This is a genomic window from Bradyrhizobium sp. WSM2793 (genome assembly GCF_000379585.1).
Taxonomy (GTDB): domain Bacteria; phylum Pseudomonadota; class Alphaproteobacteria; order Rhizobiales; family Xanthobacteraceae; genus Bradyrhizobium.
In genome coordinates, this window is sequence record NZ_KB902792.1 from 43,747 (window position 1) to 66,860 (window position 23,114).

A 23,114-nucleotide genomic window follows, 5' to 3' on the forward strand; every position below is an offset into this window, starting at 1 on the left:
CGCTGACGCTATCTTTCCAATTTCATGGAACGCATGATGAGCGATCTTACGGACACCGCCCACCATCCGCAGAACCCAATTGCCATTCCCGGCTTACGGAAGGATGACGTTGTTCGCGGAATATACTGCATGATCGCCGCGAGCGTGATGTTCGCACTATCGAGCGCACTATCGAAATGGCAAGCCGCTCTCTATCCAGTTGGCGAGGTTATGTTCTTTCGCTCCGTTTCTGCGTTCGTTCTCTGCGCCGCATTGATCCTTCCGGCAACGGGCATGTCAGTCTTTAAGACTCGGCGGCCCCGCGCCCACCTTGCGCGCGGGTTGTCGCAGTCGATCTCGCAGACGTTCACTGTCATCGCCGTTAGTCTGATGCCGCTTGCAGGAGCGATCGCAATCAATTTTTCTGCATCGTTGTGGGCGGCCTTGCTGTCTTTTATCTGGCTCAAGGAGCGTGCCGGAATCGCGCGTTGGAGCGCGCTGGTAACGGGATTCGTCGGGGTTCTCGTTGTGGTAAATCCAGGTGCAGATTCGTTGCAGATTGGCGCATTGTTTGCGCTGGCAAACGCGGTTATGTATGGCAGCGTCACGGTTGCCGTTCGCGGAATGACCGCAACTGAGTCTGCAAAGACGCTGTTGATGTGGCAGATGCTTACGGTAACCTTCTTTCACTCCTTCTTACTGCTGTTTGGATTCCGGATGCCGACGCCGGTTGACGCAGTCATGTTGACCCTGAGCGGTCTTACAAACGCCGCGGCACAATATTTTTGGACGCAAGCGCTTCACCTAGCCCCGGCCGCCGCCGTCTCGCCATTCTATTACCTGACGCTCGTCTGGGCACTTGCGATCGGATTTTTCGTTTGGGGCGACGTACCGACGCTTTGGCTTCTGATCGGGTCCGGCATTGTTGTTGCATCGGGCCTGTTCCTGCTCGTGCACGAGGCTCGGCGACCAACTAAGAAGTTGATCTCCGGTGAACAAACTGGAGAATACAGCCTTCAGAAAGTCGCTGGCTAAACGAGCGGGTCCCAAACTCTAGGCGACAAATTTGCGCCCGGGCGACCATTTGGCAATCATTTCAGGAACTTTCGCCATTGGAACAGGCGGACTGAACAGATAGCCTTGCCCTTCGTCGCAATCGAGCGCCGCGAGAAATTCGTACTGTCCGACGGTTTCGATGCCTTCTGCCAACGTGGTCATTCCCAGAGCGCGAGCAATACTCACCACGGCTTGCACAATCACAACGTGCTCGGTGCCTTCAGCAAGGTCAGAAACAAACGACCTATCTATCTTGATTTTGTCGAATGGGAAGCTGCGCAGATAACTGAGAGAGGAATACCCGGTACCGAAATCGTCCAGAGAAATGCGGACGCCGAGTTGCTTCAACTGACGCAGGGTAGATAGGGTGGATTCATTATTGGTCATGAATACTCCCTCGGTAATTTCAAGCTCAAGGCGATGCGGCTGAAGTCCGGTTTCCGCCAGGGCGTGTCTCACGACCTCGGAGAGATTGGAAGCTGCAAACTGAATCGGAGAAAGATTGACCGCTATCGTAAGATCGTTCGGCCAGTGCGCGGCGCAGCGGCACGCCTCTCTCAGAGCCCATTCGCCAAGAGGTTGAATGAGTCCAGTATCCTCCGCTACCGCGATGAATGTTGCCGGCGGTATCATGCCATTGACCGGATGGCGCCATCGCGCCAGGGCTTCGAATCCGGTTATGATGTTGCTCCTCAAATTGAGGATGGGCTGATAGTATAATTCCATCTCATTTTGCTCGATCGCCTCACGCAGATCGATCTCAAGCCGCCGTCGTTGCCTAAGCTCGCTGTTCATTGCAGCATGATAGAATCTATAGCTGCCCCGACCTTGGGCTTTGACCGCGTATAGTGCCAGATCGGCGGCAATCAGAAGGTCGTCGCAATTTGCTCCATCGCACGGTCCAATGGCGATGCCGATACTGATTCCAGAACGGATTCGGTGGCCGCCAATCTCAAAGGGCTTCTGTGCTGCCTCGATCATGCTATTCGCCAGGGCCTCGATCGCTGGTCGAGACTCAACCGTCGGCACAACAACTGCGAATTCATCGCCACCGAGGCGTGCCAGCACTTCATTTGCACCGAGCGTGCTCTTTAGGCGCCGGGCCATCTCCTGCAGAAGCAAGTCGCCGGTCTGATGGCCAAGCGTATCGTTGATAGCTTTAAAACGATCGAGATCAAGAAACAGGACGGCGAATTCCGCCGCTGGCTGCTGGTTGTCTACTGACGATGGTTGCCGGCGGCTCATCTGGTCGAGCATGGAGCGGAACATCCGCCGGTTTGGGAGCCCGGTGAGTGAATCCTCAGAACTAAGGCGGACTGCATCTGCTTCAGCGCGCGATCTTTTCGTGACGTCAGTGAAGGTTTGCACGAATCCACCATCGGGGAGACTTTCCCTGCGAATCTCGATGATTGATCCATCCGGCATCGTTCGTTCGCTAACGCCGAGTTCTCCTGCGACAAGATCTGCCAAGATCCGAACAGACGCCGCGTTCAATCTGCCCGTCGGTGTCTCGTATTCGGCGAGTTGATCGACTCTTGGTGGGTTCTGTATGAACTCTACGGGCAAATCGAGCAACTCGCCGCAGCGACGATTGATAATCGGAATCTGCTGGTCATAGGTAACCAGCATAATTCCCTGGTTCATATACTCGAGCGTAAGGTCAAGCTGATTCGCTTTTTGTCTTGCCTTCGCGTCTATCCGTAGAAGCTGCTCAAGAGCAATGAGAACCAGCAAAGTAAGTACGGTGCCCACCAACGAATTCAATTTGAGGGCGTTCCGAGAGCTTTCCAAGATCTGGCTTTTGCTCAAGCTAACGCTGACCCACAATGGATAGCCCTTGACCTTGCGGACGGTAATGAAACGCGCCTCGTTGTTGGCAGGATCAACGCTCTCAAATGTAGTTTCGACCCCGGCTCGCATTTGGTCGAGCAATTCTGTTCCGCTAAGATCGTCTCCAAGTGCGTAACCGACCGCGCTCCCGCCACTCGAACGAACCACACCATCACTTCCGATCAGGGCGATCGCCGCCGCCGATCCAAAATTGATGTTGTTGTAGAATTTCGTCAAATGGTCCGGATTGAGCGAGGCCACGACGACGCCGCCGAACGTCTGGTCATTGTTCACGAAGCGCCGCGTGAATTGCACGGACCATTTTCCGCTGGCACGGCCAACCACCGGCTTGCTGATAAACAGCTGATCCGCGATGTTGTTCACATGAAACTTAAAGTGCTCCCGATCACCCAGATCCAGGGCAGGCGCGGGTTGAGGACCGCTGTTCGACGCGCGCATAATTCCCTTGTCATCAATAATGGCGACTTGGACGATGATGTCGCTCAGCACGTCGGTCGTGTTGGCAATAGCACTGAAACTAACCGTACTTTTCCGGGTCTCAATGCTCCGTCGCAAGTATAGGAGCGCCTTATCAATTTCTCCGATTGATCGAAGAACATTCTCTTCGAATACCAGCGCAAAGTTATGAGCGTCCCGATGCGCCTCTCTTTGGTCCCCCCGAACATCGCCGAAGTATTTTACAGCAACTCCTGCCCACATCATGGTGATGATCACCAGGCCGAAAATTGCCGAGCTTCGACGCTCAGCAATCAGCTTTGGCAGCTCTAGGATTTGTAAATTCATGCCGAAAACAGGCCCCCTATCGGCAGGGCTTACTCGTCGGATATTTCGGGCGACTTAACTTCATTGATCGGCCACCGGAGCGTGGAAGGTTAACCTTAATAGATGGGTCACCACTCTTCCGAGTTGACGTTGAGAAAAATAACCGATTATTAACCCGCGATAAAAAGACCTTCTTTCGGAGTTCATATGTCGGGTTGCGATACGGTTGTTTCGAAAGAAGACACATCAACCAACACTCAAATAACGGCTTGTCCGCAACCCTTTGGCAACAAAGCTGTTGACGGACGATCAATCCAAATTGCGGTGCCTGTCACTCCTCGAGCCAAGGAGATCGCGCCAGAAAAGGTCCTGCAAGCCTTCAATACCTGGGCTTTTAAGCGTGAGCAACCTGACAACTCGGTTGCGATGTTGCAGAGCATTTCCAAATCAATAGCGGTCAGAAATCCTGTTCCGTTTGTGCTCTATTGGGGCAAAGGTCCGCGGTCCAACATCGACAAGCCAGACTTCGAATGTCTGAACTATTTGGCTGCCTTCACCCACCGAATCAGTAAAACATACGCGCCCGGGGCAGCACTAAGATTGATTTTCACCGATACCCATGCGGAATTGAACGGACATTCATCACAGAACATGCGCCAATATTTTGATGAGGTTGCAGATGGCGCCCGCGAACGCGGTTTCGAGAGTTGTTGGTTGGGCGACCTCACCAAGGCCGTGGAAGCGGATAACACAAGTCCTTTAATCGATGAGATCGTACCGGAGCCGACGTTCCAGCGGCTGCTTGCTAGCGCGATGAAATGGTATCGTGGAAATGGAAGTTGTGAAGAGGGCGCATTAGAATATTACCGGATGAACATGGTCGAAAAGCGTGCGGTCGAACGCGCATTTCCTGACTCAATTTTCATCACCTTCAATGGAAGCGAATTTCGAGAGCTTTTTCCCCAAAGCCTTCCAATCTTCTACATGTATTCGCTTCGCAAAGGGATCAGCATCAAACCTTGGTTTCTCTTCCCAGATACGGCCGCCTGCGAACAGCGAGCAAGTTAGTCTCGCGTATTGGAAAGGCCGCGCTAGTGGTTGAAATTCCTTCACGCCGCATGAGCCCCGAAGTGCAACAACAGCGGCCGCCTGATCTAGCCTCGCTCCGCGAATGTCGATAACGCGTGGGCATTTCGAGGCTCGTGTAGGAAGTCAAGCGACCATCATCGACCAAGACACGCGGCTCAGATCTGGTCGCGGGTGCGCCCATCCAATCGCGACCGCCCTTGCCATCTCGCGTGCGTACTATTTGCCCTTGGCACTTTGCGGCGTTTGCGCAGCCAGTGTTGCTCGCGCCGCGTAGGCCGGCTCCGAAGCGATAACGACACAGACAATCATCATCAACCCGACTTTGATCGAAAGCTCCCTCCTGCGCTGTGGCATGATTGCGCGAATCCACGCGGCGCGGCGTGCGGGTGACTGTCGTGTCCACGATCGCGAGCCAGACGCCAATGATAGCCGACGAACTTCGACGGCAGGCGGACGAATTTATCGACCTGGCACAGTCGAAGCTGAAGCTGGGTCGCAATCTGTTCGATCCGTTAGACCCACGTCAGAACGAGCGCCGGGCTCGAAAAATCGGAGTGCCAGAGAGACTCTGAACGCCCCGCGGAATCCGCCGCTCCCATCCGCATTTCTAGGAACGCAACGCCTAGCCGGCCGGCACCAATACCCGTCACCACAGTTCGCTGACCTGGGTTAATCCCCGGCTGGGCTGTGGCCTTTGGACCCCTCTAAAATGCACCTTTGATAAAGTCTGTGAACGATGCCGCCGGGACCGTTAGCAAGGACGCACCCATGGGGAAATGCCAGGTTTCGCAGCTCTGGTTGGTGGTCGCATGGAGATTCGCGCCGTCGATGAAGAGCGCGACAGTGTTCGAGGCTGTCATTCGGGCTACGAACCTGAAATTGGATCAACGGAATGATTGTTACGCACCAGAGAGTGTTGCCGCCCGAACCCGACTTTCCTGCCACGATCGCGCTCGATCAACGTCTCCAGCAACTCGCGGCGATCGGTTTCTGTCATCCTGCAGTCTGCCATGCAGCGATCATCAGAGACGCAAGAATAAGCAACAAGATCGCGTAAAGCAGAAGTTGAGAGATCAAGTCACCATCGCGCTCGAACATTATATTCCCATCCGCGTTTCCCCTGTTCGGGCTTGGCCGGAACACTGACTTTGCCAGCGCTTTGGGCGCTTTTGCTCGACCAACACTGCACGAAACGAACGAACAATCTCCTTTCTTACCTGAGTGTGTCGTCTCGGCTTCACTTTGCGTCGTGTCGGCTTCACATTGGAGCGTTTTGTTTAATCGCTTCATGCAACGAGACGCACGTTCGCACCTAATCCTCCATTTGACCGGCTTCTCCGGTGTATTTCAGCACCTCCAGCCGAAGACGATGACTGCGGTCCGGGCCATGTCTAGATCCGCTGCGGGTACTGTCCTTTAAACTGACGGGAAGCGCTCGCTACAATTCAAGGCGTCGACCTCCTCGTCCGGAAACTTCTCGGCCTCCAGGTCCAACATGTACCTCGCCTCTTCTAACTGCCCGATGATAAGGACGTAGTCTTCGAACCTGCTCGCCGCGCTGATGTGCTTCTCGATCAGCTGCCGCAACTCGTGACTGAACTGATATTTGCTGACGGTCATTCGTCTCCTCCGCGCCTGCCTGCGCTGGATCTGGTTCTGAACCTTCCCCCGTGCATGCCAACATCCCTGACTTACAACTCTGAACTGATGGGGCTCTTACGCAGCCTTTCGACGAAGGCGGTAGGACGGCCTGTTCAAGTGCTTGTGCTAGGAACTATGGAGCGGGAGCGTTCAGATATCATCGCTAGATTCAAGAAGGCCATCAAATCGTCAGCCGAGGTCGTCAACGGATTCGATATCACGGGAGATGCGGACTTCGTTCTATACGTTACCGACGGCGCGGTCGTGATGTTTATGATGACTTTTGTACGAAACGCACCGCCGAGGTGACGGACTCAGGCGAGAAACGAAATTGTTCGTTCGTTACGTACTGTATCTGTCGTAGCACGGTCCGCGGGACTAAGGTATTTGTCGCTGGAGTCCGACCCTAGCGTCGTATGGTGAAGTCATCCCTTGCTGTGCGGAAGGTGACGCTGGTCCGATGGTCCTAACATGAAAGACAGCAATAGCAGCCACCCTGGAACATCGGAGACAGATGACCAGCGCGAATTGAGGCGCTGCAAGCAAGAGATTGCGCGTCTCAAACAGCTGGTTGTGGAGCTTTCCGAAATTGTCTTGCGCAACGTCGTAAAGAGCGACGAGGGGCGACAATCGGAACGCCCGCTGAGTCTCTGAGCGACGTCCAATTGGTGCGCTGTTTCTCAGCAGCGTGGCTTCCCGCCTTGGGGAGCACGGGGAGCGGCCCTGCCCTTATGCTCCATGAGGCAGGGCTCTTAATTTTTAAAGCGTAGGATAGGCCAGGAGACACATTGATGACGGGATGGACTGATCAAGCGCGCTGATGGCAGCGATTGCTTCTGATCTGGCGTGGCGCGCTCATTTCAACCGTTTTTTTGATGGATCACGCGGCCTAGGCGAATGAGTGGTGGGAGCGGTCAAACGCCAATGTCACCATTCGACAAAATCGCGCTCTTTATCGACGGCGCCAACCTTCACGCAACCTGCAAGGCGCTTGGCTTCGACATTGACTGCAGGCGCTTGCTCGGGGAGTTTCAGAGCCGCGGCACGGTGCTGCGAGGAACAGGAATGTTCGCCAATCAGGCCGCTCATCGATTGGCTCAGGTATACCGGCTACACGGTTGTCACCAAGTTGACCAAGGAATTCATCGACGCCAGCGATCGCCGCAAGGTCAAGGGCAACATGGATATCGAGCTGGCGGTCGACGCCATGGAGCTTGCCGAGCATATCGACCAGATCGTCCTGTTCACGGGCTTTATGGCGATCCATTCATGGTCGGCGAGTTCGTAGGGCATGATTCGAGCCCCCAGTGCGCGGCGAGTTTGAATCACAGGGGCCGGCCAAACGCAACGTCCTGGCCTGGCCGCGCTCATCGCTCACGGTGGAAACGCCCATCCGCCCGATTCCATCGATGCGCGATGTCCTCCTACGCAGGCTCCAGGGATTTCCAAACAGCCTAAATCCTAGCCCGCCTTGCGCAAAAGATGTGCAATCAATGATTGCTGTAACAAAAATTTCAACTAAATCTTGGTAAAAAATTTACTGGATGGCCTGCAGCATGACGACGTTTAGGAAACATCGTCTTCCAATATTTTCCATTTGTGCTGTCGCTCGTTTCGCAGGAGTCCCTTGCCATGCTTTCGCGCTATTCGATCAGGAGCAAACTCGTCGTCGTTATTTCTTTGCTCCTTCTCGTGTTCGGCGGCACTGGCCTGCTCGCCATCAGCAACATGCGGCTCATCCAGGGGGGCGTCGCTGAATTCCAATCCCGTTGGCTGCCCGCGGTCCGCCTGCTCGGTAACCTCAGAGCCTACACCATCCGATATGGCAGCGTCGTGCGGGATCACATTCTGGAATCCGACTCCGCGAAGAAAGCCTCAGCCGAGAAGCTTCTTGCCGACCTGACGCGCGACATCGAAAAGGAGGGCGTCGCCTACGAGCTGCTGCTCTCCTCTCCGGAAGAGCGCAAGCTTTACACGGACTTCCAACAACTCTGGAGCGCGTATGTCGCGCAAGTTCCAGACGTGCTCTCTGCGTCCCGCAGGAATGATATTGCCACTGCCAGCGATCTGATTGTTCATCAAATGCAGCCGCTGCGTCAGGACAGCGGACAGGCCCTGCTGAAGGCAATGGACATCAACAACAAGCGTGCAGCGGCCGCCGGTCAAAGTGCTGAGCAGACCTATGCCTTCGCGTTTGCTCTCATTGTTGGGACTCTTGTCCTCACCTTGGTACTCAGTTCTATCGTCGGTCTATTGCTGTTGCGCGACATCTCAATGGGGATTAGATCCATCATTGCGCCGATGCGGGCATTGGCCAACGGCGATGTTACCGTGGCGGTCCATAGCCGGGCCAAGCATACCGAGATCGGCCAAATGGCCGCTGCCCTGCAGGTCTTCAAAGAGTCCCTCATCGCAAAGCAAGCCGCGGACAAGCTTGCCGCAGCAGAGGCCGAGGCTAAGATCTTACGCGGTCAGCGGATCGACAAGATTACCGGCGGCTTCCGATCAATGATCGGCGAACTCGTCGCCGCGCTATCCACTTCCTCCGGCGAACTGGAAGCGGCTGCAGAGACTCTATCTAAGACTGCTGATACAGCCCTGCATATTTCGGCAACAGTGGCCGCGGCCTCCGAAGAAGCATCTCTCAACGTTCAGACTGTTGCGTCCGCTACTGAGGAGATGACATCGTCCGTTAGCGAGATCGGCCGACAGGTTGAGGCATCGACCAAAGTCGCGAGCGAAGCGGTTCGTCAGGCTGCAGAAACCAATCATCGGATCAACAAATTGTCCACGGCAGCAACGCGCATAGGCGATGTTGTCAGCCTTATCACGACCATCGCAGGGCAAACCAACCTGTTGGCTCTGAACGCGACGATAGAAGCGGCGCGGGCTGGAGAATCCGGCAGGGGCTTTGCGGTCGTTGCTTCCGAAGTTAAAGCCCTCGCCGGCCAGACCGCGCGGGCGACGAGCGAGATAAGCGAGCAGATCAGCGAAATACAAATCGCAACGCAGGAATCCGCCGACGCGATCAAACATATCAGCACAACAATAGATCGCATCTCGGCGATTACGGCCGCAATTGCCGCCGCCGTGGAAGAGCAGGCCAATACGACCGGAGAAATTTCGCGCAGCTTGCAGCATGCCGCCCGGGGAACGGTACAAGTCGCTTCGAACATAACTGAAGTAAAACAGGGCGCAGTCGAGGCAGGATCAGCATCCTCGCAGGTGCTATCGTCCGCGCAGTCTCTCACGAGAGAGCGCAGTCGCTTGGAACACGAAGTCCAGAGATTTCTCGCTGCCATCCAGGCCGCTTAAGCGCGCATTTCGAGCCATTTCCAGCGCCGCCTATTCAACAATCACGCAGCAATCCAAAATAGATCTGGAGATAGCCATGGGGACGGTCGTTCATTTCAAGCCAGCTGGTCGGCCACTATTACCGTTCGAGGTCCAAGAAGGTGAGCGCGTTCTTGCGGGGGCACTGGACAGACTCACGAAAGCGAGGCTGTGGACCGCCGTCGGCCATCTTCAGACAGCCCTGATAGGCGCCGACAAAATTCGCGACCGACTGCCGGCCGGACCGATCAAGGATGATTTCGAGCAGAAGCTGGCGGCGCTTATACGGCACCTCTCCCATTTGCGCGAACAGGTCGAGCAATTGTAGCCTCATGATGGAGACACAGTTCGGAAGCCAGTGAGGTCACCAAGTGGCCCATCGCGACCTTTGCTGCGGTTGCACAGAGGCGGCGGGTACCAGAGCGAAGCCGGCATCGACGAAGATTCATGATGGGGTGGACGCCCCGCCCGACGGCATCGATGTGCCAAAGTGGAGGTGTTGAGCACCACTTAAGGGAGGCGTCCGTGTCAGAAGTTATCACAATCGGTCTGGATATCGCCAAGCACGTTTTTCAACTTCACGGAGCGGATGGGCGGGGTCGAGCGATGTTCAGCAAGCGGATCAGCCGAGGAAAGCTGCTGGATTTCTTCGCGGCGCAGCCGAGTTGCACGGTAGCGCTGGAAGCATGTGGTGGAGCACATCACTGGGCTCGTCAGCTGACCCAGCTTGGCCATGAAGTTCGGCTGATCCCGTCCGCCTATGTAAAACCGTTCGTGAAGCGGCAAAAGAACGATGCGAGCGATGCCGAAGCGATTTGCGAAGCGGCGCAGCGGCCGAGCATGCGGTTCGTGGCCATGAAGAGCGAAGAGCAGCAGGCGGCGGGTCTGCTGTTCCGAACCCCTGATCTGTTGGCGCGGCAGCGAACCCAGCTCATCAACGCGATCCGAGGACACCTTACTGAATATGGTTGGATCGCACCCAAAGGTCCGTCGCATGTGTCGATGCTTGCCGACCTGGTCGACGCAGAAGCGATGGCCAGCTCGCTTCCCGAAGCGGCCCACACCATGTTCCGATTGATGTTAGACCTGTTCGCCGGCCTCAACGGCAAGATCGCAGATCTCGACAAAGAGATCGCGCGACGCGCTCGCGAGGACGAAGTATCGCGCAGGCTGATGACCGTTCCTGGCATCGGCCCGATCTCCGCCACCGCGATCGCCGCTCTAGCACCGCCGGCCGAGACTTTTGCCAAAGGTCGCGACTTCGCGGCCTGGCTCGGTCTCACGCCCCTTCAAAGATCTACGGGCGGCAAGCAGAAGCTCGGCGCGACATCCAAAATGGGCGAGCGCACGCTCAGGCGCCTCCTCATCATCGGCAGCAGCGCCGTAGTGCAGCAGGCAAGCAAACGGGGCGGGCCAAAGGGGTCGTGGCTCGAACAGATGCTGGCTCGCAAACCGCGCATGCTGGTAACGGTGGCGCTCGCCAACAAGATGGCGCGGATCGTCTGGGCGCTACTTGTAAAGCAGGAAAACTACAGAGCTCCGGTCGCCGCGAAGGCGTGAGCCTGGCGGGCCTAAGGTGGTCACAGGTGCAGTCGGTCGAAGGAGAGTATGGCGCAACAGTCGGCGAGACGGGGCTGGAAGAACCAGATGTACTCATCGTGCCTGGAGCACGCATTTATGATTTGGTTCCGGTCCGCGAACTCCCATACAGGCCCGCAGCTCCATCGCTGCATCAGAGGCCGGACAGATGGCAGCATCCGACTACGTGCCAATCTTCCTCTAAAATTCCGCTTGCATCCGGCGGGGCGTCCACAGATGAGTACGCGCCCTAACAAGCCGGGCGTTGCATAGTAGCGCGCGGTTCGCGGCAGCGTGGCTCCCCGCCCTTGGGGGGCAGGCGGAGCGGCCCCGCCCTTGTCTCCATGGAGCCTCCATGGGGCGGGGCGGGGTATTTGTTGGACGGTCAGCCAAAGTGGAGGCCTTTTCACAATGAGCGAATACAGTCCCCTCCAATCCGATTGGTCCGCCGCGTGAAGAAAAGAGCCGAGAGCCGGACGAGCGATACGGAGTAATCTCACCCGGGTGAGAGTGATAATGAGCAATTTTATCCTGTGCTGTTGGCTGTCATGGCCATAGGAGCACACTCAGGAGGCGTCATGGGCTTCTTGCTGGCCGAAAGAGTGGCGCTTGCTTTAGCCGTCTTCGTTTCCGCTATATCGGTATCTTTTTTGGATGGATCGCACGCGGCCTCGCGAATGAGTAGCGGGGCGCGGATTGCGGCCCGCCGTTGACTTTGTAAGCTCATTGCGACGACAACTCCCACGCCGAGGACATATATCCATCCCTCGTGAAAATCGAAGAAATTCGAATTGAAAGACGGGAGCTGGTGATACTTCTGGATCACTACACGGAGCCCGCCCAGCTCCCCAATCCGTCTTCGTATCGACGTCTTTAAGCCGTTTATGCCGTGTCATTCGGCCCTTTAATTGCGGTTTGATGTCAAGTGGTGTCTCCTTTCTTGAAGGCGGTAGCGCTCGACCTGTCGGAGCCGGCCATTGCGTAGACAGGGCGAGCGCGGGTGATGACGATGCCAGTCCGGTTGCGGTTTGGCGTCGTTGGGCCTGATGCCATCGCTGGGGTCATGGTCCTTTCCGAGGTCGCGCAGCGCCTCATGATGATGTCCGGGGCGGACGCCTCAACGTCTGCAGCGGGGTACGGTCGAGCCGCCACCAGCCGAATGAACGAGGTCGTCACAACCACCGTCCCAGCGGGACATCGCTAGTCCGGCGAACCGGACCAGGAGCTAATAAATAGGATCAGGCTTCCTTCGCCTGCCCCCAATCGAACGGTGTGCCATCGACCCAGACGCAGTGGAGGATCACGGCGATCTTGCGGGCGATGGCGACTTTTGCCTTTCTCATGCCAATTCGCTTGGCAAGCTTTATTCCCCAAGCCTTGAGAGAAGACCATTTCTTGGTCCGATAAAGCAGCACCGTCGCCGCCTCGAACAGGTAAGTCCGGAGCAGACGGTCGCCCCATCGGGATATCTTGCCATTGATGTCCGTTTCGCCAGATTGGCTGCGCCGCGGTGTAAGACCCAGATAGGCGCCGACGCTTGATGCCGATCGGAAGCGCGATGGATCATCGATCGTATGGCGGAACGTCAAGGCAGTCACCACGCCAACACCAGGAACCGTCATTAGGCGACGCGTCGTTTCATCCGACTTCGCCAACTGGCGGACTTCGTTGTCGAATGTGCCTTGTTGCTTGCAGATCTGCTCATGGATCGACAGAAGCGGCGCGATCGCACTGAGGAGCTGATGATCTTCACCCAATAGCTCGCGAACCTGATTGCGGAATTGCAGTCCGATCGCACGGGGGAACAGCAAGCCGTATTCTTTGATCAGACTGCGGACCTGGTTCTCAATATCTCGACGAATGGCCACGAGCCGGGATCTTGCCACGAGTATCGCACGGATCTTCTGACTTTCCTCGCTCTTGACCTTGACTTCTCGATACCAGCCAACCCGTACCAGTTCGGCCAGACCTCGAGCATCGTTCTGATCGCTTTTGTTCATGCGCACTGACAAAGCCGCGTGCGCATGCCGAGTGTCGATACAAACCACTGGAAGATCGACCCTACGAAGCTCGTGCCAGAGCCAACTCGCCATCGCCCCGGTCTCAAAACCAATGCGCTCGGCGTGTGGAGCTCGCTTGCGAAGCAGTGCCGTGAGCGCCCCGGGGTCGGACTTGGCCTTTCCCTCGAACAAGACCTGACCTACCTCGTCGACCACACATACTGACGTTTCTTTCTGCGAGACATCCAGCCCAACATATTGCTTCATAGCCCCTCCGATTCCTAAGATTGCGGAAGGCTTGAAGATAGCGGACCTTTCGTGCCGCGGGCGCCGACCGCAATTACGTCATCGTCTGCAATTTGGGACGCCGATTGATACTCCAATAGAAGTGGTGCTCCGGGCGCACCGCACGGTGCAGATTTGAGCTTGACCCGCGGCCGGTACTCAGCAACCATACGTAGATTGACTGAGGAATCACCGCCTAGTGGCGTCGAGGTGGTGCTGAAAGACAAGCTCGGCGTCATCATGACAAATGCAAAGCATATTGTGACGTTTCATAGACTCGCGTCGTGGACGACGCGAACAGACATATAGGATAATAGCATGCGGCTTCTTATTGTCGGCACCTTGAAGGGCCAGCTCACGACAGCCACCAAGATCGCCATCGACAATGGCGCGACCGTTACCCAGACCGAGGATTATGAACTGGCGATGCGGGTTTTGCGCGGCGGCGAGGGTGCCGACCTGCTCTTGGTCGACGTCGGGCTCGACATCCGCGACCTCGCAATGCGGCTGGAAGCCGAGCACATTTACGTGCCGATCGTCGCCTGCGGCATCACCAACGACGCCCGCGCCGCGGCCGCGGCGATCCGTGCCGGCGCCAAGGAATATATCCCGCTGCCGCCGGAACCGGAACTGATCGCAGCGATTTTCGTAACGGTGGCCGACGAGGCCCGCGACTTTGTCTACCGGGACGACGAGATGGCGCGGCGGATCATGCTCGCCCAGCAGATCGCCGCCTCCAGTGATGCGAGTGAAACTATCCTATCCTAATGCTTCCGGGCCTTCATGCGATGGAAGGCACCGGTGACGCCATGACCATGGTCGGTTTACCGCACCGTTGGTACCCGGGGGATAGCGCCGGTCGCAATGTGTTTCACATCGTTCCGTCCGCGGGCGGAGCTTGACCGGATGCGTGCGTCCAAACAGCGCCGATGCCTATGGACACGGCTTTTTCCGTCGCAAGCGGCTATGGCTCGCTCGATATCGTCGGCAATCGGGGAATCCCGGAACCGACGCCAATCGCCAATTGGCGAAGAGCGTCCTAGTCAGCGCTGAACTACGCCAACCTCGTCGTTGGTCGGTGGCGGCTACGCCCTCATCTGGTTGCGCTGAGCCGCATCTATGCTGCGCCTCGCGTCCTGCGAGGCCCCGCGCTCGGCTACAGCGTCGCGCATCGCGTCTTCGGGTTCGTGCGGTGATCGGCAGCCTTATCGCACCATGGAGGGCAATCGGCGGAAGGCCTTGAGCGGCAGATCGGCGAGCGCCATCTGGCCGCAAGCCGCTCGACCGGACCGTAAGAGGCGATGCCGGCGAGCTGATCGCCCGACCGCTCGGGCGTCGCCTTGGCCATCAGATCCCTGAGGTCAGCAAAGCCGAAGACCGTCCCTCCGATGGTTGTCCTGTAGGGCATGATCGGTGGTTATCCCCGGATCAAGGCGAGCGCTTCGGCATGAAGCCGCGGCGTTGCGGTTGCCAAGATGCGCCCTTCCGAGTGAATCGAGAGCGGGCATCCCTCCCAATCGGTGATGCAGCCGCCGGCGCCCTGCACGATTGGCACCAGCGCCATGTAGTCATATGGCTGAAGCCCCGTTTCGAGAACGATGTCGCAGTGTCCCGACGCAAGCAGGCCATAGATGTAGCAATCGCCGCCGAAACGGCGCATCCCCGCAGCTCGCGACAGCCGCTCGAATGGCTCCATCTCGCCTTTGCGGAACATGTCAGGCGATGTGGTGTAGAAGCGCGCGTCGGCGACGCTCTCGCATGCGCTGGTCCGTGCCAATCCATCGCCGAACCGCGCTACGCCGGGCTTCGCTATCCACCGCTCGCCCGTAAAGGGGACGTCGATCAGGCCGCAGAACGGTTGCTGCTGATAGGTCAACGCGATCAGCGTGCCGAACAAGGGAAAGCCGCTGATGAAGCTCTTGGTGCCGTCGATCGGGTCGACGATCCAGGTGAAAGCGCCACCTGGCTTGTTTCCGATCTCCTCGCCGATGATGCCATGCTCCGGAAAGCGCGCTTCGATCCTTTCCCTGAGACGCAGCTCGACGGCTCGATCGGCAATCGTCACCGGGCTGGCATCGGATTTGGCGGCGACGTCCAGCGGAGTGCGGAAATAAGACAGCACGATGGGCCTGACCGAACCTGCGAGTTCAGCGGCGAATGACAGATAGACGTCGGCATCGTCTGCCGTGACGGCATGCTGGGCCATTTCGAGCGTTCGGCGCGCTGCTCGAGGGCCGTTTCGGGATTGCCGAGCACTTTCGGTGAAGGTGCCGATGGTAGCCATTGTCTCGTTCCCATTGTTCTCTCGGGCCGCGCCGATCACGTCCAAGATGGCGGTCGTGAGACCGGAGACGGTCGCGTCAATGCGGGATTCGCGCGTCGCGCGGCTTCCTCAATACTTCCAGTCCCGCTCATCAACGGTTACGAAGAGATCGTCCGCTGGGAAGAAGCAAAAGAACACCGCTTAGCACGAGATCTCTTCATTTCGCGCCTGCGGTTGCGGTCCAGCCACGGCGTCCCAGTCCGGAACGCGCCAATATTGGCTCAAGCAATCCGCTTAGGCGGCTCCATGCTCCCGCCCCAAACGTCCTGCGTCTGCCACCAGGATTTCAAGAGTCGCTTCGCGACAGCGGTAGGATCATCGTCGTTGCCAAGGGCGGCCTGATACGCAACGCCACTATCTTTGAACTTGTTAAGCAGTACGTATCCATCCTCGACCTTGTATTGTCCTTCCGCTATCTCGCCGGTATCGCCCTTCGCGCCCGACGGGGACCGAACGATAACACTAAGGCTGCGATAGTCATGCGGCATTTGGACACCCTAGATATGTGATTTATCGATTAACGCGTTGCCGATCAACGTCGCGCGCGAGGTGGCATACGTGTTCGTCAAACGCTACGACATTGCCCCTCCACCTGATCGAGCATGACAGGTGAAGGAAACTGCCCAGGCATCTTTCGGGCAGCGCCTGACTAACCCCGTCCCCTGACCAAAAGCTGACGGCCGCGATCAATTGCTCGAATTCGGGAACTTGCGGGGCGCGATGCACCCCAGTCAACTTAGAACAGCGATGCTACAAGCCTCAAACTTGTCAGAGTTTTCCAGCCGCGCAGGCAGCCTTCGTCTTTGTCAAGGTCTTCACCAATCGTGGCGCCTTGATGAACCTTGCCGCCATCAGGCCACGTCAGTAACTGCCGGTTCAAGGCTCAAGGGCTGACCGTCAAAAACAAAGGCAACTTCGTCATCTTCGATTCGCTTTGACGATCTCAGCGTCGGAGGTTGATTGGGTAGTCGGCCCCTTCCACTTCATTCGGCCGTGAATACGCCAACCCAATTACATTCTTGAAGCGCACTATATCGGCGCTGCATCGAACTGGCGCCGAACATGAGGCTTGCCTTGTGGCCGCCAACCAGTGCTCCTTCCCCCCACCGTGCAGAAAGACAGCGGATGACAATCGCTTTGAGCTGATTATCGCCGTGATTGCAATGCTAAGGTGCGCTTGGTATTTGCCCAGGACCGATATGGTCAGTGTATTCGCAATACTGTCATGTTAGGCATTTTCCTCGGAGTCGCCGCTGGCAATGCGACTTTGGATTTGTGAATAGCTATGTTTCGCTCGCATGCAAACGCTTACCACATCATTCGATACTGGCCCTTGGTTCGAGCGAGCTTTGATCAAATGTGCTCATCGCGAGATGGTCCGCCCTCACAACGCGGACTGGAGCGCCGGAGACTGCTAGTCTGGCAATCGCGTTCCACCCAACGGCCAAGGCGAAGGAATGAAAGTCAATCATATCGTGCTTAGGAACCGGTCTAGACCATGGAGCAAGGAAGAGGACAAGCGCCTGCTCGAACTTACGTCAAACAACGAAATACCGAAGCGCATTTCTATCCTACTCGAGAGAAGCGAACTCGCTGTCGTTCAGCGGATGAGAAAATTGCGCGTCTGGCGTCCAAACTCCGGACCTCCTGAGAAGCCAGACAAGCGATAAGCGAAGGCGCCGGGCGCGATCACCACCGTGCCGGAGGAGGCGCCGACCCCGGAGCACATCGCCGTAAAGCCGGGACAGAAACTCCGCTTCCGGCCCCGCCCACGTACCAGAGCCCCGCCTATGACCGATAAGCCAGAGAGAGAAATAACGCACGAACGGGCCGCGCTGCGCGGCGATGAACGCGCCAAGGCCTGCCCGTTCTGCGGCGAGATGCCCGAGGTCGAGCTAGGCCTGACGGCAAGGATCGCCTGCATCGAGGTCGATTGCCTTAATCCTATCGTTCATTCGGCGACGCTCGCAGACGCGCTGGCCTTCTGGAACGAGCGCCGGGCGTTAAGCTTGACCGGCGAGCACGGCTCGAGGAGAGCGACTTCCTCGAGAGCTAAGATTGGCAGATGGCTCTCGATTGTCGCGGGCCGTAATCTCCGCCACGCAGAGACCGGGGATGATCATCCCATGACCAAAACCTTCGTTGAATTTATTGGCGGCCCCGCACATGGAGCCAGGATGACGCGTCCGCGCGTTGCGACGGTAAACGTTCCTACTCCGAGTCTCGGCAGGTTCGCCTACACGATCCGACGTTGCCGCGACGATGACGGCAATCTCGTCGAAATCCTGGCGCCTGCCGGTCGCGAAGTCGATCCCGCCTTTCTTGCCAAGCGAGGACTCCGGAATTGATGGCGGAGGGGCCAAGATCTCCGATATGCTGGTCGCCAGGGACTTTATGGAGAATGTAGCGATGACGAAGGAACCTGACGACGTCCGCGTGTCGAGGAGATCGAAATCGACGAGGCGGCTGCGATCATAGTTGGGCAGATCGATGACGAGATCACCGTCGCTATTGCGAGCGTTGTCGGCGTTCATTTCCGGGTAACGGCGGATCAGGCGCTCAAACTCTTTCGCGCCTTGGCTGTGGCCGCGGAGAATGTGGCTAAATTCCTGGCATCCATCGAGACGTACCGGCGGAGAGGACATCAAGAGATGCAGGCGGATTTTTCCAGCCGGAGTCGAGCGATTCGCCCGTTGGACAACGGCACAAAGAGAGGCTTGGGCGCGAGAGGCGAAGCTCCAGCAGAACGGCCTGTTCACTCGCGTGTCAATCAAATCGCGCACCAGCGACAGCACTTCCGATCCTGAGTCTTCGGTGTCGGTGATTTGTTCGATAACAGCGTCGGTCACATTGAGGAGCGCGCGTCGAGCCGCTTCCCTGTCCTCGTTTCGCTGTCTGAAGTACGCGTCTATCAGGGGCCCAAGTCACCGTACTCCTTCAGGCCACGAAAGGCAGCGCTTGCGGCTTTTAATTCTATTCGCGCGGCGTCATCTACACATGCATGCGAGAGCTTCAAACACACGTTTTTCGATGCGCTCGTCTTCGACCTCGTGATTCTTTTGGCGGACCACCCAACGATCCGCTCGCGCTCGGGGAAGCATGGATCGAGTAAGCGCCAATTGCAGCCGTCATCAGAAGGAGCAATCCGAAATCGACCATCAGCCCACCGGGGATTTTGATGTTTGCAAGCACTTGCTGTCGCTTTCTAAAGATCTCAATTTGGCGAGCTTGAGGTCTTTCTCAATCAGATTGAGGCCGGTTCCAGCTTAGCCCTGGCTGAAGCGTCGCTATCTTTTTGTATGGTCGCTCGTATCTGGCGATGGTTCCGCTCCAGCGTGGCGATGGCGTGATCAATCGTGAATTTGGCATTCGCTTGAACGGTTTCAAGCCGTTGATCTGCACGTCGACCGGGATCGCGTGCCATCGGTAACGGCACTATCAGCGTGTCACACCTACGGCATCCAAAGTTCCGCGCGTGCAACTATGCGAATGGATCCCCGATATGAATCGAAACGCTTAACGAGTGACCCACATTGCCCTGTATTGAAGTCTAAATCGGTGGCACAGACAGTCGCACCAGCCCTCCGGCGCCATTCACATGATCACGACAGGACTGAGATGAAACTGTCGAAGAGCTCAAGCTAAATGATCTCGAAGTATCTCCGACGTTCAAAGTCGGTGACCCGATGTTGAACGGCTTCCCATTCCCAACGGCGGGAGCAAGAAAAGGCTTCAACAAACCTTTCTCCGAAAACATCATTGGCCGCTCGAGACTGTGCAAACCGAGATGTTGCCTCTGATAGGCTTTGAGGCAATCTCGCAGACGGAGGGCACATCTCCACGCCTGCATCACCGACGATCGAAGCCGGTAGTGCCACATCTGTTTCGACGCCCAGTATTCCGGAACCAATGGCACATGCGAGCGCGAGATATGGGTTCACGTCTGCGCCAGCCAGCCTATACTCCAGGCGATGGGCAGACGGATCTCCCGGAATGGCCCGAACCGCGCAGGAGCGGTTGTCAACTCCCCAGCTTGGACAGATTGGTGCCCAGCAGCCAGGGACCAATCTCTTGTAGCTATTGAAGTTCGGCGCAGCGAGCACACAGAACTCATTCATGTATTCTAGTTGTCCGGCGATGAATTGCCTCATAAGCTTCGAAACGTTACCGAACGCATCGCTGTCGTAAAACGCATTCTGACCATCCGAGGACATCGAGATGTGAATATGGCCGGACTGGCCGGGCCATTTCTCGGAAACCTTGGCCATGAATGTAGCCATCATGCCTCGCGTTTGCGCCCACGCTTTTATCATCGACTTGAATATGGTTGCTCGATCGGCAGCTTCCAGCGCATCACAATGACGAAGTGACGCTTCGACCACGCCAGGCCCCGTTTCAAAGTGCAGTCCGCTGAGAGGTATTCTCGCCTTCTCACAAAGCGCCAAGATCTCATCGAACAGCTCATGTTGCGCGACAGAGCGCGCAATCGAGTAGCCGAACGGGCCCCGTGTTACAGGAGACCATTCGCCGAACGGCTTGTCTTCAATTGTGTCGGCATTCTCCTTGAACAGCATAAATTCAAACTCGAACCCGGCAGTGCAGCCATAGCCGTGGTCGGCAGCCCTTCTCAGCACCTTACGCAGAATACCGCGCGGGCAGATGTTCTCATGTGCGCCCGTGAACTCGGCGAGGTAGAGATATTGATCGCCGACATAAGACACCGAACGGCCGGTGCCTGACAGGATACGCAGATCAGCATCTCCGAATGCTGATAGTGGCTTTTGCGTGAAACTGGCCGGAATGATCTGATCCGAACAATCCCACGCCAGCACCGCTTCAGAGAACTTGATAACTTTATCTCCATCCGAGAGATCTTCACCTAAGACGTGTTTGCCTCGCAGCACGCCATCGAAGTCGCTTACGCCGATCATCGCCGCGCGGGCTGGATTCGCCTTTGTCAACCTGACATCAGTTGGCATTAGTCGCGATCCTGCGTCACTAAACCGAACACCTGGTCCATCCGCATTGCTCGCAACTTGCAATAGTCATTCTCAAGCTGATTCAAGTCGCTATTCACGAGATAAACGATGCCTGGTGTCGACGCCAAGTCGATCGTCGGAACCAGCTCTTGACCAATCGGAACGAATGCAATGGCATCCGCGAAGCTCGGGAGCTTGCGGATTATTTCGAGTCCCGGGTAACCGGCAACGACACCGCCGATATCGGAGATCAGCGAGACGCATAGTGCGTGAGCCTGCCGCTTGTAGGGCCCGCGCAGCCTCATGTACTCACCAAAGCCCTTGGGATCTGCGTAGCGCCAGGCCGTCAGCGTCAGATGGTTGTGCCCCAACGCCATGGTTCGTGCTTTTGCCGACATGGTCCCTTGAAGCCTCGCTCCGAAGTCCACCAGAACCGGCCCCCGATGATCGACAATGATCTCAGCATGAGCCGGTCCGTCGACGATCTGAAGCGCCTGCAGCGCACGCACCAAGTAGTCTGACAGCTCCTGAACGATTGGTTCGCTGCCCCCCAACAATCTCTCAAGTGAGCAGACCGATGATGCCCCCTCAATAGGAACGGTGTCATAGGTCCATGCCTCCGTAACGAAGGCTTCCCCGTCGATCGAGACGGCATTTACGGTGTATTGCTGGCCGTTTATTTTTTCCTGCCCAAGGGCAAAACGATTCAGCGCTCCGACACGGTTCGTCTTCCCGACAATTGCGCTTAGAGCCCGCTGAATATCAGCATCTGTCGAGCAAAAGAATACATCCTCGGTACCCGTACTGTTCAGAGGCTTGATCACGATCTGATCGAACTTCGCGTCACGCTTCCAGCTTGCGAACTCTACAGCACTGTCGGACACGACTTGTCTGATCGATCGCACGCCTGCAGAGGTCAGCGCGCAAGACAACCGCGCTTTGTCACGCCGAGCAGCCGATAGCGCGGTTCCATTTGAAGGTAAGCCCAGCCGCTCCGACAAAGAATCGGCGAGCTCAACTCCGGTCTCGCAGCCCGCGATAACGAACTCCAATTCCCTGCCATGGAGAGCCTGAAGATGATATTCAACGATCTCGTCATACCCCATGCACTCGCTGGGGCGAATGACTTCATCATACAGATCCGCATTGAAATGCGATTGGAATATGGGTGGAATCTGTGCAGCCGACATCACATGCACCGTTCCAATTCCATAACGCTTGAATTCTTCCGGTAGGTATCGGCCGGTAGAGTATGCGTCTACGATTACACAATTCCGTTTTTTCATGCGGATCTCCGATACTGCAAGTAGATGTTGCTGACAGCGACAGCCGTAATGAGAACATTTCCAACGAACGTATGTGACGAAGGCACGATGCGAGAATCGAAGTACTGAAACAGGAAGGTGATGATAGGGGCGGTGGACAGGACCATGTTGACAGTGAAGGGCTCTACGCGGCGAATGCCCTGCTGGATCAAGAGCAAAGGAACAAGGATCGTCGACAGCCCAATTGTTGCGATCGCAAACCAATGCTGCGAGATTTCGGGCACGATAGATGAATGGTCGACCAGTCCCAGCAGCAAGAGAATCGTTCCATAAAAGCGATGCGCAAGCACTTGGCGGCCAGAAAACCCACGGTCGAACAGCAGTTTGACAAGTATATTTGTAAGGGCCAGCGATAGGCCGGCCACGATCGCCAAGACGATGCCAAAGGACGATCGAGCCCCCCACTCCACGCCCGCGTTGCCGCTGGCCGAGATCCAAATCATGTAACTCCCGATCATCGCGATCGTAACGCTCACGACGATATCGGATGCTGGAGGGGTACCCTGGCGCCTGATCAGTGCGTTTAACCACACTGTTGCTGTGGGGCCCAACGCCACCATGAAGGCGACGACGATCGCAGGTTCAGCGTATTTCAGTCCGATAAATAGGCCGATCCAGCTGATCGCTGTCACAACATTGAGCGCGACGAAGACCAGGAGCGACCATTTCGCCACCCTTGCCTCGCCTCCCTCGTGGCGAGCCAGGAGATTGAACGTCAGACAAACCACAGCGAAGGACAGCAGGAGCGCGACGAACACATCTGCTTGCTGAAAATACGATGCCGCGTAAACCTCGCCTGCCGCGCTCACGACGACATAAAGCGCCACAAAGAACACTCCTAGAGCGAAGCTATTCGTCAATCGCTGCCCGCGCGGCCGCGCACGGCCCGCGGAGGACCAGGCGCGTGCATCGG

General features: G+C 56.8%; 13 protein-coding genes and 5 pseudogenes. 9 read left to right on the forward strand and 9 right to left on the reverse strand.

Annotated elements, in window-relative coordinates; translation table 11 throughout:
• Positions 1 to 36: 36 nt before the first annotated feature.
• Positions 37 to 1,014, forward strand: a complete 978-nt coding sequence (locus tag A3AS_RS0125295; protein ID WP_198293727.1) for a DMT family transporter — start codon at positions 37 to 39, stop codon at positions 1,012 to 1,014.
• Between the two features lie 18 nt (positions 1,015 to 1,032).
• Here A3AS_RS0125295 and A3AS_RS0125300 read toward each other — a convergent pair whose 3' ends face one another.
• Positions 1,033 to 3,669 carry an EAL domain-containing protein gene (locus tag A3AS_RS0125300; RefSeq protein WP_018320348.1) on the reverse strand — a complete coding sequence of 879 codons (2,637 nt, stop codon included), beginning with the start codon at positions 3,667 to 3,669 and terminating at the stop codon, positions 1,033 to 1,035.
• A 186-nt stretch (positions 3,670 to 3,855) separates the two neighbouring features.
• Between A3AS_RS0125300 and A3AS_RS47565 the strand changes: the two genes are divergently transcribed.
• Both A3AS_RS47565 and A3AS_RS49215 read left to right on the forward strand, forming a co-directional pair.
• Complete coding sequence (locus tag A3AS_RS47565; protein WP_157644381.1) at positions 3,856 to 4,716, forward strand: hypothetical protein; 861 nt, start codon at positions 3,856 to 3,858, stop codon at positions 4,714 to 4,716.
• A 392-nt stretch (positions 4,717 to 5,108) separates the two neighbouring features.
• Positions 5,109 to 5,309 (forward strand): annotated as a pseudogene (locus A3AS_RS49215) (NYN domain-containing protein); the annotation flags it as partial.
• Between the two features lie 844 nt (positions 5,310 to 6,153).
• On the opposite strand, the gene A3AS_RS0125320 reads toward A3AS_RS49215, so the two are convergent.
• Complete coding sequence (locus A3AS_RS0125320) at positions 6,154 to 6,357, reverse strand: hypothetical protein (RefSeq protein ID WP_018320352.1); 204 nt, start codon at positions 6,355 to 6,357, stop codon at positions 6,154 to 6,156.
• Between the two features lie 105 nt (positions 6,358 to 6,462).
• Between A3AS_RS0125320 and A3AS_RS49220 the strand changes: the two are divergent.
• The 5 genes and pseudogenes from A3AS_RS49220 to A3AS_RS0125345 form a co-directional block, all read left to right on the forward strand.
• Positions 6,463 to 6,630: pseudogene (locus tag A3AS_RS49220) on the forward strand (ArsR family transcriptional regulator); the annotation flags it as partial.
• 672 nt (positions 6,631 to 7,302) lie between these two features.
• A pseudogene (locus A3AS_RS43810) lies at positions 7,303 to 7,630 on the forward strand (NYN domain-containing protein); the annotation flags it as partial.
• Between the two features lie 380 nt (positions 7,631 to 8,010).
• Positions 8,011 to 9,693, forward strand: coding sequence for a methyl-accepting chemotaxis protein (locus A3AS_RS0125335; protein ID WP_018320354.1), 1,683 nt, complete (start codon positions 8,011 to 8,013; stop codon positions 9,691 to 9,693).
• Positions 9,694 to 9,769: 76 nt separating this feature from the next.
• Entirely contained in the window at positions 9,770 to 10,039 is a 270-nt protein-coding gene (locus A3AS_RS47575) for a hypothetical protein (RefSeq protein WP_157644382.1), read from the forward strand.
• A 197-nt stretch (positions 10,040 to 10,236) separates the two neighbouring features.
• Complete coding sequence (locus A3AS_RS0125345) at positions 10,237 to 11,271, forward strand: IS110 family transposase (protein ID WP_026202341.1); 1,035 nt, start codon at positions 10,237 to 10,239, stop codon at positions 11,269 to 11,271.
• A 1,256-nt stretch (positions 11,272 to 12,527) separates the two neighbouring features.
• Here A3AS_RS0125345 and A3AS_RS0125360 read toward each other — a convergent pair.
• Positions 12,528 to 13,556: an IS110 family transposase gene (locus tag A3AS_RS0125360; protein WP_018320359.1), complete on the reverse strand. Its 1,029-nt coding sequence runs from the start codon at positions 13,554 to 13,556 to the stop codon at positions 12,528 to 12,530.
• A 336-nt stretch (positions 13,557 to 13,892) separates the two neighbouring features.
• Between A3AS_RS0125360 and A3AS_RS0125365 the strand changes: the two are divergent.
• A pseudogene (locus A3AS_RS0125365) lies at positions 13,893 to 14,333 on the forward strand (sigma-54-dependent Fis family transcriptional regulator); the annotation flags it as partial.
• A 473-nt stretch (positions 14,334 to 14,806) separates the two neighbouring features.
• Here A3AS_RS0125365 and eutB read toward each other — a convergent pair.
• From eutB to A3AS_RS0125415, 6 genes and pseudogenes are all read right to left on the reverse strand, one after another.
• Positions 14,807 to 14,982 (reverse strand): annotated as a pseudogene (gene eutB / locus A3AS_RS47580) (ethanolamine ammonia-lyase subunit EutB); the annotation flags it as partial.
• Between the two features lie 9 nt (positions 14,983 to 14,991).
• Positions 14,992 to 15,780 (reverse strand): histidinol-phosphatase, encoded by a 789-nt coding sequence (gene hisN, locus A3AS_RS0125375; RefSeq protein WP_018320361.1) that lies wholly within the window; start codon positions 15,778 to 15,780, stop codon positions 14,992 to 14,994.
• Positions 15,781 to 17,900: 2,120 nt separating this feature from the next.
• A complete protein-coding gene (locus A3AS_RS47585; RefSeq protein WP_157644383.1) occupies positions 17,901 to 18,746 on the reverse strand; it encodes a hypothetical protein in 846 nt (281 codons plus the stop codon).
• A 792-nt stretch (positions 18,747 to 19,538) separates the two neighbouring features.
• The gene (locus tag A3AS_RS0125405) at positions 19,539 to 20,876 is read right to left on the reverse strand and encodes a glutamine synthetase (RefSeq protein WP_018320367.1); all 1,338 of its coding nucleotides are present in this window, start codon (positions 20,874 to 20,876) and stop codon (positions 19,539 to 19,541) included.
• Positions 20,876 to 22,162, reverse strand: coding sequence for a hypothetical protein (locus A3AS_RS0125410; RefSeq protein WP_018320368.1), 1,287 nt, complete (start codon positions 22,160 to 22,162; stop codon positions 20,876 to 20,878). Before A3AS_RS0125410 ends, A3AS_RS0125405 begins: the two co-directional genes overlap by 1 nt.
• Positions 22,159 to 23,028 carry a DMT family transporter gene (locus A3AS_RS0125415; protein WP_245283277.1) on the reverse strand — a complete coding sequence of 290 codons (870 nt, stop codon included), beginning with the start codon at positions 23,026 to 23,028 and terminating at the stop codon, positions 22,159 to 22,161. The genes A3AS_RS0125410 and A3AS_RS0125415 overlap by 4 nt, the downstream gene beginning before the upstream one ends.
• Positions 23,029 to 23,114: the final 86 nt, after the last annotated feature.

Coding starts and splice junctions, on each gene's coding strand:
- A3AS_RS0125295 (WP_198293727.1), top strand. CDS start 37: ATGAGCGATCTTACGGACACCGCCCACCATCCGCAGAACCCAATTGCC.
- A3AS_RS0125300 (WP_018320348.1), bottom strand. CDS start 3,669: ATGAATTTACAAATCCTAGAGCTGCCAAAGCTGATTGCTGAGCGTCGA.
- A3AS_RS47565 (WP_157644381.1), top strand. CDS start 3,856: ATGTCGGGTTGCGATACGGTTGTTTCGAAAGAAGACACATCAACCAAC.
- A3AS_RS0125320 (WP_018320352.1), bottom strand. CDS start 6,357: ATGACCGTCAGCAAATATCAGTTCAGTCACGAGTTGCGGCAGCTGATC.
- A3AS_RS0125335 (WP_018320354.1), top strand. CDS start 8,011: ATGCTTTCGCGCTATTCGATCAGGAGCAAACTCGTCGTCGTTATTTCT.
- A3AS_RS47575 (WP_157644382.1), top strand. CDS start 9,770: ATGGGGACGGTCGTTCATTTCAAGCCAGCTGGTCGGCCACTATTACCG.
- A3AS_RS0125360 (WP_018320359.1), bottom strand. CDS start 13,556: ATGAAGCAATATGTTGGGCTGGATGTCTCGCAGAAAGAAACGTCAGTA.
- hisN (WP_018320361.1), bottom strand. CDS start 15,780: ATGGCCCAGCATGCCGTCACGGCAGACGATGCCGACGTCTATCTGTCA.
- A3AS_RS0125405 (WP_018320367.1), bottom strand. CDS start 20,876: ATGCCAACTGATGTCAGGTTGACAAAGGCGAATCCAGCCCGCGCGGCG.
- A3AS_RS0125410 (WP_018320368.1), bottom strand. CDS start 22,162: ATGAAAAAACGGAATTGTGTAATCGTAGACGCATACTCTACCGGCCGA.